The 12,780-nt window shown below is 37.7% G+C and carries 15 protein-coding genes; 5 read left to right on the forward strand and 10 right to left on the reverse strand.

From position 1 onward, the window contains the following. Position 1: 1 nt before the first annotated feature. The 3 genes from ACY2A0_RS09575 to ACY2A0_RS09585 are packed head-to-tail and all read right to left on the reverse strand — an operon-like array spanning position 2 to position 1,934. A complete protein-coding gene (locus ACY2A0_RS09575; RefSeq protein WP_461789233.1) occupies positions 2–793 on the reverse strand; it encodes a sensor histidine kinase in 792 nt (263 codons plus the stop codon). Further along, positions 751–1,425, reverse strand: a complete 675-nt coding sequence (locus ACY2A0_RS09580) for a hypothetical protein (protein ID WP_461789234.1) — start codon at positions 1,423–1,425, stop codon at positions 751–753. Before ACY2A0_RS09580 ends, ACY2A0_RS09575 begins: the two co-directional genes overlap by 43 nt. A gap of 5 nt (positions 1,426–1,430) precedes the next feature. Continuing rightward, positions 1,431–1,934: a hypothetical protein gene (locus ACY2A0_RS09585; protein WP_461789235.1), complete on the reverse strand. Its 504-nt coding sequence runs from the start codon at positions 1,932–1,934 to the stop codon at positions 1,431–1,433. A 137-nt stretch (positions 1,935–2,071) separates the two neighbouring features. On the opposite strand from ACY2A0_RS09585, the gene ACY2A0_RS09590 reads away from it, so the two are divergent. Continuing rightward, a complete protein-coding gene (locus ACY2A0_RS09590; protein ID WP_461791430.1) occupies positions 2,072–2,299 on the forward strand; it encodes a response regulator transcription factor in 228 nt (75 codons plus the stop codon). A 55-nt stretch (positions 2,300–2,354) separates the two neighbouring features. Further along, positions 2,355–3,368 carry a hypothetical protein gene (locus ACY2A0_RS09595; protein WP_461789237.1) on the forward strand — a complete coding sequence of 338 codons (1,014 nt, stop codon included), beginning with the start codon at positions 2,355–2,357 and terminating at the stop codon, positions 3,366–3,368. A 56-nt stretch (positions 3,369–3,424) separates the two neighbouring features. Here the strand turns inward: ACY2A0_RS09595 and ACY2A0_RS09600 are convergent, their stop codons facing one another. Further along, positions 3,425–5,005 (reverse strand): M28 family metallopeptidase, encoded by a 1,581-nt coding sequence (locus ACY2A0_RS09600; protein ID WP_461789238.1) that lies wholly within the window; start codon positions 5,003–5,005, stop codon positions 3,425–3,427. A gap of 97 nt (positions 5,006–5,102) precedes the next feature. Here ACY2A0_RS09600 and ACY2A0_RS09605 point away from each other — a divergent pair, with 97 nt between their 5' ends. After that, a complete protein-coding gene (locus ACY2A0_RS09605; RefSeq protein ID WP_461789239.1) occupies positions 5,103–6,464 on the forward strand; it encodes a M20/M25/M40 family metallo-hydrolase in 1,362 nt (453 codons plus the stop codon). Positions 6,465–6,525: 61 nt separating this feature from the next. Here the strand turns inward: ACY2A0_RS09605 and ACY2A0_RS09610 are convergent, their stop codons facing one another. From ACY2A0_RS09610 to ACY2A0_RS09620, 3 genes are all read right to left on the reverse strand, one after another. Then, entirely contained in the window at positions 6,526–7,311 is a 786-nt protein-coding gene (locus tag ACY2A0_RS09610) for an ABC transporter permease (protein WP_461789240.1), read from the reverse strand. 98 nt (positions 7,312–7,409) lie between these two features. Beyond that, a complete protein-coding gene (locus tag ACY2A0_RS09615) occupies positions 7,410–8,318 on the reverse strand; it encodes an ABC transporter ATP-binding protein (protein ID WP_461789241.1) in 909 nt (302 codons plus the stop codon). 2 nt (positions 8,319–8,320) lie between these two features. Beyond that, complete coding sequence (locus tag ACY2A0_RS09620) at positions 8,321–8,503, reverse strand: hypothetical protein (RefSeq protein WP_461791431.1); 183 nt, start codon at positions 8,501–8,503, stop codon at positions 8,321–8,323. A gap of 177 nt (positions 8,504–8,680) precedes the next feature. Here ACY2A0_RS09620 and ACY2A0_RS09625 point away from each other — a divergent pair, with 177 nt between their 5' ends. Both ACY2A0_RS09625 and ACY2A0_RS09630 read left to right on the forward strand, forming a co-directional pair. After that, positions 8,681–9,790, forward strand: coding sequence for a sensor histidine kinase (locus ACY2A0_RS09625; RefSeq protein ID WP_461789243.1), 1,110 nt, complete (start codon positions 8,681–8,683; stop codon positions 9,788–9,790). Further along, positions 9,787–10,533: a LytR/AlgR family response regulator transcription factor gene (locus ACY2A0_RS09630; RefSeq protein WP_461789244.1), complete on the forward strand. Its 747-nt coding sequence runs from the start codon at positions 9,787–9,789 to the stop codon at positions 10,531–10,533. Before ACY2A0_RS09625 ends, ACY2A0_RS09630 begins: the two co-directional genes overlap by 4 nt. A 146-nt stretch (positions 10,534–10,679) precedes the next feature. Here the strand turns inward: ACY2A0_RS09630 and ACY2A0_RS09635 are convergent, their stop codons facing one another. The 3 genes from ACY2A0_RS09635 to ACY2A0_RS09645 form a co-directional block, all read right to left on the reverse strand. Continuing rightward, positions 10,680–11,240, reverse strand: coding sequence for a hypothetical protein (locus ACY2A0_RS09635; protein WP_461789245.1), 561 nt, complete (start codon positions 11,238–11,240; stop codon positions 10,680–10,682). Positions 11,241–11,387: 147 nt separating this feature from the next. After that, complete coding sequence (locus tag ACY2A0_RS09640) at positions 11,388–12,122, reverse strand: lysophospholipid acyltransferase family protein (protein WP_461789246.1); 735 nt, start codon at positions 12,120–12,122, stop codon at positions 11,388–11,390. 59 nt (positions 12,123–12,181) lie between these two features. Further along, complete coding sequence (locus tag ACY2A0_RS09645) at positions 12,182–12,736, reverse strand: NUDIX domain-containing protein (protein ID WP_461789247.1); 555 nt, start codon at positions 12,734–12,736, stop codon at positions 12,182–12,184. Positions 12,737–12,780: the final 44 nt, after the last annotated feature.

A 12,780-nucleotide genomic window follows, 5' to 3' on the forward strand; every position in this document is an offset into this window, starting at 1 on the left:
TTTATGGGTACGGTATTTGGATAATAATTTTTGTGCCTTTATTTATTGAAGATTGAAGATCGAAAGAACCTCCGATCATTTTAACTCTTTTCTCGATGGAATATAATCCTAAACCATTATTTTTCTTTCTCGCTTCATCATAATCGAAACCAATTCCATTTTCGTCTACACTTAAAAAAATCCAATCTTCCTGTTGATGCAGTTTAATCTCAATTTTTGTAGCCAGCGCATGTTTAACTATGTTGTTTACAATCTCTTGGAAAAGTCTTAAAATCACGAGATCTTTTTGTGGAGATAACAGGCTCGTTCCTTTCATCTCGTTTTCAAACTGAACCTGGTAAATTTCAGCTTTGCTTAGCCAACTTACTTCCTGTTCAATAGCTGCGGCAATGCCTAATTCTAATAACTGCTCACCATGAAGTAACTTGGCAAGGGCCCTTAATTCACTGATAGATTTATTTACCAGCTCAATTGAGGTGTCGATCTTTTTCTCTGCCTTTTCCTCTTCCCTAACATTAACAGAGCCTAAGGTCAAATTGGTCAGACTTAGCAGTTGTCCGATGTTATCGTGTAAATTGCTGGCAATAAGTTGCATGGTTTGTTCTTGAACCTCTATTTGCGTTTTCAATAGCTCTGATTCAAACTTTTGGTTAAGCAGTTTCTTTTCTTCCAGATGTGTTCTTTTTTTTCGGTAATAGGTAATTACCAGTACTATAATTCCTATAACTATGATAAAGAAAATGAGCGATATTAGAATGATGCTCGTGTATAAATTCGTTTGTTCCTTAAGCATAAAAATGATTTCATCCAACAGCTGTACATCAGGATATTTAAGATATTCATTATTGCATAACGAATGGATAATTGTCCCTTTATCTTTACACGAATGATTTCGGCAAAAAAGGCATTTACAGTAGTATTAGTTGCGTAAAATATAAGGCAGCCTGTAACGAACCAAAACGCAGCATCTTTTAAAATATCATGATATTCCTCCTGCTTAAAAAGGCTAAAATAATAGGTGATACAAAGTAAAACTACCAGCCCGCTAAAGGCAGTATTTGTTCTATAAAAATATGAGCCGAAGCCTTGATGATACCACTCGATCATATATCCAATAGATAACAGAGCAGCTAGTGTTAAGCAAATGATTCTAATTCTCTTTAGATTGATAACTTTTGAAAATATCCAAAAATGGAAAAAGCAATAGATAGGTAAAAACCCATTGTAAAGGACATGGTTGCTTTTAAAGGTTGGAAATGTTTTAACAACTAAATGGGCACAAGTTTCGAATATGGCTAAAATGCCTAAATACACGATAAATGCCTTCCAATAGCTTGGCTGTACTTTTTTAGGAATAAATAGAATGGATGCAAAAAAGCACATCCATTCTATAATGATAGAAAAAGGTATCTTTAATAAATCCATACAAATTATGCACCTAGGTCATATCCATCTTTCGGGTCGGGGTAAGTTTCTTCAGGACAGTCTGGAGGGCATATCGTTGCTTGGTCTATTGCATCTCCTGGATCTGGCACTAAGGGAATTGAGATTGATTTATCGTCATCAAGCATATCCAAATAGTGTTTAAATTTGATCACTTCGGTATTACATAAAATAGCAGTATTAAGGCCTAAATAGTCGGGAACTCGATTGGTTGGGCAGGTATTTTCAGACACATGTTTGCCCATATATATTTTAACACCATATTCTGAGCCAACACTTGGTGTTTTTAGTAGTTTTAATACGCTTTCTGGCAAAACATTGTTCTCTATGCATAATTGCAGCACTTCCTTCACTGTGAAATGCGCAAATTTAAATTCTTTTTTAGGGTCAACAATGGTTCGCCTGTATGCTTTAACCATTTCCTTAACTTCAGCTTTTTTGAAAGGTTTACCCGTAATTTTTTTTTCTTCGTTGTTTAGTTTGATAATCATGATTGTTTATATCTATTTTTTTCCAAATCTCGTGCTTTTTAAACTACTTCAGTACCGTAAAAACACCCTGTAAGTTAGGGTATTATCAGCTCACTTAAAATACTTGGCTCTAAATAATTTTGGATAAAAAAAGAGCAATGACAATTCAAATTAACAATGATTTTCCTCATGGTACAATTAGCGCAAGAGAAATTGAAATATTAAAGTTAATCTCGCTAGGCTATAGTAGCAAAGAAATAGCAGGCATACTGTTTATTAGCAAGTTAACAGTTGAAACACATCGGAGGAATATGGTGAAGAGAATGGGATTTAGAAATGCATATCAATTGGTGGTTTGGGCTTTTAAGGAACGCGTATTTGCTTAGAAATAAGCTTTTTATGAGCTTAAATTTAATATCGTAAATCTTTAACTCTAATTAAATGGATATGGTAAGTATTGAACTAACAGGCAATTTAAGCATCCAGTCGGTGCTTGATGCTCATGCACCTTTTGCGGCTCTTTTAGATCCGAGTGATTTTTCAAATGTAAATCAACTTTACACGAAGTTACAGCTGCGGGGAAGCTTAACATTGAAAAACGCAACCTTAACCTTGCCTTTAGATGATCAAAAGGTGTTTTTTGCTTTTCATAAGCTAAATCTCATTAATTCTAAAATTGTGCTCAATTCTTCAAATACAACAATTGTTTGCAACGAGTATGAGCATGAAAAATCTCAAATAATTTCATTTTCGGGAGACAACCAAGTGGCGGTTTCTGGAAATGACGGAAACACCAATGGTGAAAATGGACATGCCGGCGGTGCCGGATTGGATGCGGCAACATGTGTAATGTTTGTTACTGATAAGGTTAAAACTATTGGCGGTCCTATGTCTATAGATTTAACTGGCCAAGCTGGAGGAAAAGGCGGCAATGGAAAGGTGGGTGGAAAAGGAGCACAAGGAGATAGAGGGCGTAATTGCTCGTCTGGCACGATTGATTGTAGAAGTGGCTGTGGAAATGGACATAAAGGTGGGCGAGGCGGAAAGGGAGGCGACGGCGGTAACGGTGGTAATGGAGGAAATGGCGGTAAATTTGAATTTAGATTTCATGGTTTTAACACTCCCAATGATTATTTTTTCTCTTTTATCTCAAACGGAGGAAAAGGTGGTTACAAAGGTTTTGGTGCTTCGGGCGGTGAAGGTGGCGAAGGCGGAAATCCCGGTAGAAGTGGCTGTAGTTGGTGTGATGGAAGGTGCTACGCAGGACCACGCGGTGAAAATGGCTTAAATGGGGCCGACGGTATTAATGGAGGGGATGGAGAAAAGAAGCATCTGATAAATTCAAATTTCGATATGAACTACATTAAAAGTTATTTGACACTTTGGAATGGAGCTAAATTGACAGAGGAATTGGTTTTTGAATTTGAAACAGGGCTTTCTAAAGCTTCCAATTAGCATATAAATCCCTAAAAACAACGATGCCACCTTGAGGGCGGCATCGTTGTTGCATGTTAATTTCTAGGAGCTACTGGTTTTGGTAATTCTTTACGTGGAATTTTTTCAGCACGCTCAGAAGTATGGTAAACGAAAGAAGCAATGATTGTTGCTGATTTCTTCAAATCATCTTCTACCAATCTATCGTAAGTATCTTGGTTGGTGTGGTGTGTACGTGTGTTGTAGTCCATTGGATCTTGGATAAATTGGAATCCAGGTAAGCCAACAGCATCGTAAGCTTGATGATCTGTACCGCCAGTGTTATTAATGGTAACTGTTTTAGCACCTAAATCAGCAAACGGATTTAACCACGCTTGGAAAATATCTCTAGCGGAAGCATTGCCCTGTAGGTAAATTCCACGTACAGCTCCGGTACCATTATCTAAGTTATAGTAAGCACTTAATTTTCCATGCTCTGGCAATAACTCCATTTTGGTTGGGTCGGCAAAGTGTTGCTTCACGTAACCTCTAGAGCCATATAGACCTTGTTCTTCAGCATCCCAAAGTGCAATTCTGATGGTTCTTTTCGGTTTAAAGTCGATGGCTTTCAAAATACGCATTACCTCAATCATTACGATAGAGCCGGCTGCATTATCAGTTGCGCCAGTTCCAGAGTGCCATGAATCAAAGTGGCCACCAATCATCACAATTTCATCTTTCAATTTTTTATCAGTACCCGGAATTTCAGCTACTACGTTATAGCCTTTTGCATCCTGAGGATAAAAAGTGGTTTTAACGTCAGCTTCAACTTCTACTTTCTGGCCAGCACGTAGCAAACGTAAAATGTGCAAGAAATCTTCTGCAGAAACCTCTAACTCAGGAGCTACTGGTTTAGCATCAACTGCGTATGATGCTCCATTGCTGGTAAAAAAAGTGCCGTAGCTACCACGGGCGTAAGTTAAAATTAAGCCTACATTTTCTTGAAGGAGCATTTCATTAATAGCAGCACGGTTTTGACGCATACGCATCATCATTGCCATTTGGTTGTTATTGCCACCTCTGTTGCCACGGCCTTGACCTGGAGCAGCAGGCTCAGCAGCAGCCATTTCAGCTAACTTCTCATCAGTGTGACGCGTTACGTCAGGTGTGTAAGAGTTTTTTAGCGGTTGCACCATTACCGATTCAATTACCACAATTTTACCAGCTAATTTGCCTTTGTATTTTTCTAAATCAGTAACGGTATCGGCTTTTATTAATATCACTTCTGATTTGATTGGGCCGTTAGTGCCAGGCGTCCAAGCTTTAGGATAGCCAATAATTGGACGGTAAAAAGGTGCCGTAGTTGCTGCGTAGTATCTTTCTACCGACCAGCCTTTGCCAAAATCACCCCAGCTTTCTTGTTTAACGTTTTTAAGGCCTAACTCATTGAAATACTTCACTGCCCAATCTCTACCTTTTTTAATGCCGGGCGAATTGGCTAGGCGTGGGCCAATCACGTCAGTAATTTGGAAAGCAATGTCCATTACTTTCGAGTTGTCCAAGCCTTCTTTTCTGATTTTTTGAATGGCCTCTGTGTTAACAGGCTCTTGCGCATTAACGTTAATTGCATTGAAAGAAAATGCAACGGCCAATGCGCCAATGGTAAATTTCTTTATCATAAAATAATTAGTTTAGGTTAAGTAACAATATGGTGTGAATTTACAGCTAATGCTAAATAGTTGTAACTTTCTATTCAGAATTTTACAACTGGTAACTATGACGAAATTTTTTAGAAAATTATTACTCGGAGGCTTATTCGTTATCACTTCGCAAGTGAGCTTTGCGCAAAAAACAGACGTGAGAGATCCGAAAATTGGAGGCATGCTTAACGAAGTGTCGGCAAGTAATTTGGAAACCTTAATTAGAAAAATGGTTTCTTTCCATACCAGACATACCTTAAGTGATACACTGAGTAAAACTAAAGGTATTGGTGCAGCAAGAAATTGGATCAAAAGCGAGTTCGAAAAATATGCTGCTGAAAGTGGCGGCAGATTGCAAGTTTCTTTCGACACTTTTACGCAACCGGCGGATGGTCGCCGTATCAAAGAACCTGTGGTGTTAAAAAATGTAATGGCTGTTTTGCCAGGCACTGATCCTAGTGACAAAAGAATGCTGATGGTATCAGGGCATTACGATTCTAGGGTAACCGACGTGATGAACGTCAAAGATTTTGCTCCGGGAGCGAACGATGATGCCTCTGGTGTGGCTGCGGTGATGGAGATGGCTCGTGTAATGAGCAAGCATCAATTTAGCTGTACTTTGGTTTTTGTTGCTTTTGTAGGCGAGGAGCAAGGCCTATACGGAGCTGCTAATTTGGCTAAAAGAGCTAAGGCAGAAGGCTGGAATGTTCATTTGTTGTTGAATAACGATATTGTTGGTAATTCTTATGGAATGGAAACTGACCTCAAAGACAACAGGAGTGTGCGTGTATTTAGCGAAGGTGTGTCTGCTTTAGAAACCCCAGCGCAGGCTGCGGCACGACAATCTGCTGGGACCGAAAACGATGGTAATGCTCGCCAAGCGGCCAGGTATATCAAAGAAGTCGCAGAGCGATACGTAGATCAGTTAGACGTGAAGCTGATTTATAGAAGAGATCGTTTTTTACGAGGCGGGGATCATACTTCTTTTTCACTGCAGGGATTTACTGCTGTTCGAATTACGGAAATGAACGAAGATTTCAACAGACAGCATCAAGATATCAGAACAGAGAACGGCTTTAAATTTGGTGATTTACCAGAGTACGTGGATTATACTTATCTGCAGAAAGTAACTCGGATGAATATGTCGGTAATGGCCAATTTAGCGCTGTCAACACAAGAGCCAGAAAATGTTGGCGTGGTAACTTCGGGGCTTACCAATAAAACGCAATTGAAATGGGATGCTCCAAAAGGAAAAGTTCCTTATGGCTACTATGTGCTGATGAGAGAAACCACTAGTCCGTTTTGGGAACGTAAATTTTTCGTGAAGGAAAATCAGGCTACCTTAAACTATTCGAAGGATAATTATTTTTTTGGGGTACAATCCGTAGATGAAAATGGGCACGAAAGTTTGGTGGTAATTCCCAAACCTATCAGATAAAAAACGAAAAGGCGGTAACCAGCCGCCTTTCCTAAATTAACTAAAACTAAACTAAAATTTTCTATTTGATATTTCGCTTCAATAAAATGAAGTAACCAGCCACAAAAACCACCAGGCCACATATTAAACTATGCGCAATGGCTTGGTCAAAAATGGCAAATTCAATTCCTTTTTTCGAATTCATGATATTCATTACCGTTAGGCTCGGAAATGCTTGAGGAATGTAGATCGCATATTTCCAGTTCATATTTGCGGCGATAGATGCGAAAATGGTTAATAAAAATCCTAATCCAAAAGGCTTTAAAAAGTCATTCCAAAGCAGGTTCATCAAAAACTGCAAGGATATAATTCCAATAGATGAAAGAAACATTTTAGTAAAAGATCTGAAAATAATTTCCGTAGGATTAAATCCACTAAAATGAAGTTGAGGTCTAAATAACTCGATACTGTAACCTGCGGTAATAATGAACACCGAAAACAAGAGCATGGTTAAAAAGGTAAGAAATATAATGTAGATGAACTTGCTTGAATATATTGATAATTTGGGTAGAGGTAATGAAAATAGGCTTTTCCAAGTATCTCCTTTATATTCCATATTGGTAATGGCGTAAGTGTTATATATCACCAGTATTGGTAATAAAAGCGAACCCATTATACCCGCAATAGGATAAATAAAATAAAACCAAAGCATTTGCGGAGGGTACTTCACCAAGTTGTCGTACTTAAATATAAAACCTAGCGCAATAATTAAACAAATTGACAATGGTAGCAAGATAGCGCTCCAAAAAGCTAATGTTTTGCGTGACTTGTAAAATTCTGAAACAAAAGATATGTATAAAGACCGCATATGGTTGTGTTTGGTTGGTTAGTTGTTTGGTTGTTTGAAAATTGGCGCTTGATTATTGGTTATCATTCCGCTGGTCATTGGAAATTGGCGCTTATCATTTAATTCTTCGATGTAATGTCGAGGAATAAGTGTTCTAAGTCCTTTTTCTCGGTGCCGATACTGTAAACGGTCAAGCCATTTTGAATCAATAAAGTATTTAGTTTACCCATTTCAGCTTTGCTGGTGTATGATACATGGATAATTCCATCCTCTTCATTGATGATCTCCAGTCCGTTTGTCTTTAATAAGTTGATTGCTGAGGCGTGGTCGTCAACTTCTATTTTAACACTTGGCTTGCTTAAATCTTGAAGTTCATTGATGGTGCCTTGAAAAAGTAACTGCCCTTTGTTGATGATGCCTACATGTGTAGCGGTTCGCTCAATTTCTGCAAGTAAATGGCTGGATACTAAGATGGTTTTCCCATATTCGGTAACTAGCTTAATCATCAGGTTTCGGATTTCTATAATCCCATTGGGATCTAGTCCATTGGTTGGCTCATCAAGCAGTAGCAATTCGGGGTCGCCGATTAATGCTAAGGCAATTCCTAAGCGCTGTTTCATCCCCAGCGAATATTTGCCTGCTTTTTTATGTGCCGCCTCAGTTAAGCCAACCAAAGCCAGCATTTCATCGGCTTTACTTTTGTTGATTCCTAATAAAATGCAGCGATTGCGTAAATTTTCTAAGCCTGTTAAGTGTACATAAATTGCTGGCTGCTCCACCAATGATCCCATTTTTGCCAAGCAAGCAATGCGATTGTGATTCAATTCTTTGCCAAACACAAAAACAGTGTCAGTTGGCGACTGCAACAAATTCAGCAGAATTTTTATGGTAGTGGTTTTTCCAGCTCCGTTTGGTCCTAAAAAGCCATAAATACTGCCTTTTGGTACTTGTAAAGATAAGTCTTTAACTACGGCTTGCGAACCAAAGTGGTGGTTAAGCCCAACAGTTTGTATGGCAAATTGGTTCATCCTTATTTTAAAATTACGTTAGCGGCTTTTGCTATAGTTGATGAATTTGCTGAAGTGTTAGCTTTAGCTAAATTATCTTCATTGCCAGCAATGTTTCCGTTTGTTGTAAAAGCAATTAACATTACCACAAATACAGGTACTAATAAAAGTAGGAAAGGCGATACGTTTGTTAACTTTTTCATCATTTTAAGGTTTTAAGTTTAATGCAAATCGTTTGGGTTGAAATAACTTATTCGCTTTGCTTGAACAAATAGAATAATTCTTAAAATGCTGTGAAAATGTTTTAGACCAATTGCAAAATATCCTAGATAAACGGTGAAAATGCCAGTTTGTCGAATAAATCGCCTATTCGTAGAAAAAAAATGCCTGTTGGTCGAATGTGCTTGGTTGACGTTGCGCTTATAGGTAGTTTAGGTGATAAAGTTTCTACAAATTACATGAAGAATAATAGCAGAGCATCATTAATATTAAACTGTATTTTTTGGGGAATTATTGGAACGCTGGTTGCCGCAATAATGATTTTCTCGAAAAAGAAATTTGCCGTTCAAGAGATTGTAATAGACTACGCTGTTTTTGGGGCGGTTAATGTCGCTGTTTTTTACATCAATTACATTTTCCTAATTCCAGAACTTATTAAAAAAAGGAAGCAATACCTTTGGTTTATTGTTTGCTTTATTTTACTAATTGCCGTAAGCGTAGCGATAAAGGTTGCAGTAGCTAAGTTTTATCCAGAGTATGTGCTTCAGTACAAAGCTGATGATAAAATCCAGCATATTCCTTTAGCAAGTTATATCATTTCGGTAGTGTTTATTGCTGGCTTTTTCTTGGTGTCCAGTAGTGTAATCAAATTTGCAGTCGATTGGTTTTCTAACGAACGCATACAACGTAATTTAGAAAGTGAAAAAAAGGATATGGAATTGCAGTTTTTGAAATCGCAGTTGAATCCACACTTCCTATTCAATTCTTTAAACAACATTTATTCTTTGGCTTATCAAAAATCAGATAAAACAGCGGATGCTATTTTGAAGCTTTCGGAAATTATGCGCTACATGATTTATGAAAGTAATGATAGTTGGGTAAGTTTGAACAAGGAAGTGGAGTACGTAGAAAGCTATGTGGAGCTGCAAAAACTAAGATTTAAGGACGGGGCTTCGGTAGAAATTAGCATTAACGGCGTAATTGATGGACAGCAAATTGTTCCGCTAATCTTAATTTCGTTTGTAGAAAATGCCTTTAAGCACGGCGTGGCTAATGATCCGTCTGATCCTATCAAAATCAATATTATTGCAAACCAGAAAATTTTGCATTTTAGCGTAACTAATAAGAAAAATACAACCAATAAAGATGCCATAGGCGGAGTTGGACTAAATAACGTGGAACGTAGGTTACAACTGTTATATCCGGAGCGATATAAACTGAATATTGTAAACACACCCACTCATTACACCACAGAACTAATGCTTGATTTATGATTTTGAAATGTATTGCCGTTGATGATGAGCCGCTAGCGCTTGATATTATTGCTGATTACGTAGCTAAAGTGCCATTTTTGGACCTAGTAAAACGTACCGAAAGCGCCATTGAGGCTATGCAGTTGGTACAAGAAGGAAATATTGATTTGGTGTTTTTAGATATTCAAATGCCAGAGCTTACTGGAATACAATTTTTAAAGATTGCTGGCAATAAGGCAAGCTACATTTTAACCACGGCTTATTCGCAATATGCATTGGAAAGCTATGATTTGAATGTTTCAGATTATCTATTAAAACCAATTGCATTCGATAGATTCTATAAAGCAGTGGAGAAGGTACGCAATCAGCATCAGAAGCAAGAAGCTGCGGCAGTTGCACCAATTCCTGAACCGGTTGCACCTGCAAGTACTGCTGCTGCACCAATTCAGGATTTCATTTTCGTGAAAACCGAGCACAAGATTCAGAAAATTGAGTTGGATGACATTCTTTACATCGAAGGCTTAAAAGATTATATCTCGATCTTCACTAAAACAGAGCGTGTAATTACACTGCAGAACATGAAGAAGATGGAGGAAACCTTACCCAAAGGTGAATTTATCAGGGTGCATAAGTCTTACATTATTGCGGTGGATAAAATAGAAAGCATTGAACGCAGTAGGATTTCCATCGGAGGTAAAACGATTCCGGTTGGCGATACTTACAGAGATGCGTTTTTCAAGCTGATAGACAGTAGGAACGTTTAAGGTTTTGCAGATTTAGGTTGAGCCTAATTAATAGTGTGGCAGCCATCCACTGCACAAAGTCTAAATAAAAATGACTTCGAATTTTTGTGTTTACACACTTTGCATAAGGTTTAAACTAGACTTGTTGTTATATGTAGATTTACAAACTAACTAAATATTTCCGTTCGTTCGGCATTGTATTTTGAGCGAAAGCTCATCTTCTTTTCGTTGAAGTATTTATCTAAAAAAGGCTCCATTTTCTTATAATCGTTTTTGTTCTCAAGCCTGAAATTAAAGTAATAAAACTCATTTGTTACGGTACTGAAGCTTAATTGGTTTTTAACTCCTTGTGAAAATATTCTACTTAAGCTATATCTTCCACCGCCAACATATTTCCCGTAATACTCTAAAATGTTCACTTCGATGTTCGCGATGTCGTCTAAATTGAACTTATACCCATCAACGATGATACCATCTAGATTAAATTCAAGTTCACCTTTTAATTCGCCGTATAATGGTTTATAAGTCCAACGCGTTGCAAGTTGGGTTATATAAAATACAAAAATGCAAATGATAAATATCTTTGAAGTTGTTGCGCCGAATTCAATCGGCAGTAGCTGTAATAAGAAAGCACAAATTCCAACAATTATTGCTAGCCAAGTTCGATCGAACTTTATGGCTTTTTCATTTGGTATATAAATTTTATATAATGCTCGGTCAGTAGTCAAGTTAATTGTTAGGGCTTTTCATTAAAACTACGTAAAACTTATTTATATCGAAATTTTTTGCTTAAAAACTTACGAAGTCTTCAGATTATTTATGTAAAATGAGTTTTTTAATTTTATAGCTCCAGTTTTCAAAGATATTAAGAATAGCTACTGCCCGATATGTTGTTTAATTGCGTTTTCGGCTTGTAATACCAATTCTTCGGCAGGTTTGTCTTCACGTTCAATTGGCGCTAATACGGTCCATTTCAATGGAAGTAGCGTGCCTAGCGGATAGCTCCCAAAACGAACAATCTTCCAAGAATTTTCAATAGCCACTGGAACAATTACTGCCTTTGGTACTATTTTAAGCAAGGTGGCAATTCCGCCAACTTGAAAAGGTTTCATCTGGCCATCTTTAGCTCTCGTACCTTCTGCAAAAATTACGGTGCTCCAATTCTTTTCATTCATCCTACGGCCCAATTTAATAATCTCGCCGATGGATTGTTTGCTGTCCTTTCTATCGATGTTAGCGCCGCCACCGTATTTTAAATTGAATGAAATAGATGGAATGCCTTTAGTCAATTCAATTTTAGAAATAAACTTAGGGTGATGCTTGCGTAAAAACCAAATTAAGCTCGGGATATCGTACATGCTTTGATGGTTAGCCACGAAAATAATGGGCCTATCCGTTGGTAACTGTTGGTTATTTTTAAAACTTACCGAATTAAGCAAGGTTAGCTGTGAGTAGGTAAGGAAAAAATTGAGGATATCCACCGACGATTTGTGTGCTTTGTATCCAAAAAACTTGTAACATACCCACTGGATGGGATGGAAAATACCCAAAAATAAACCGAACGTTAAAAAAAAGATTGGCGTTAAAATGTAGCCTAGTAGCTTCTTCATCAATTGCTTTTTCAGTAATTTTTTATGCAAAGGTAGGAAGATTTATAAATCTGCCAACGTTACAGTAGGCCTTCGGTTTGCAAAATATATGCTTTTAGGATCGCGGCAACACTCATACTATCGGTGATTTCACCGTTTAACACCATTTGATAGGCCTTTTCAAATGGCAGTTTGAGCAATTGTAAATCTTCTGTTTCTTCCGGTGCTGCTTGCCCTTGAGTAAGGTCTTTTGCTAGGTAGATGATAGCCAGTTCGTCGCTAACGGAATTGGACAAATGCATGCGCTGTAGTTCTATTAATTGCCCTGTTATTAATCCCGTTTCCTCCAGTAGTTCTCTTTTGGCACTTAATTCAGGATCAGTACCTTCTGGACAACCGCCTTCTGGGATTTCCCAACTATATGCTTTTAAAGGATAGCGATACTGGCCAACTAGTAAAGTGTAACCCTGTTCATCTAGCGGTAATACCCCGATGGCAATATTTTTGAAATGCACCTCTCCATAAATTCCCCTGCCGCCACTTGGGTTAACTACCTGATGTTCCGTTACAGAAATCCAATTGTTGCTATATTTCTCTTCGCTACTTAGCGTTTGCCAAGGGTTTTCTTCGTTCATCTTTTTAAAACTTCACAATAACAAAGGCACAAACATAATCATTA

Origin of the sequence: Pedobacter sp. (assembly GCF_965249885.1) — a bacterium.
Classification (GTDB): Bacteria; Bacteroidota; Bacteroidia; order Sphingobacteriales; family Sphingobacteriaceae; genus Pedobacter.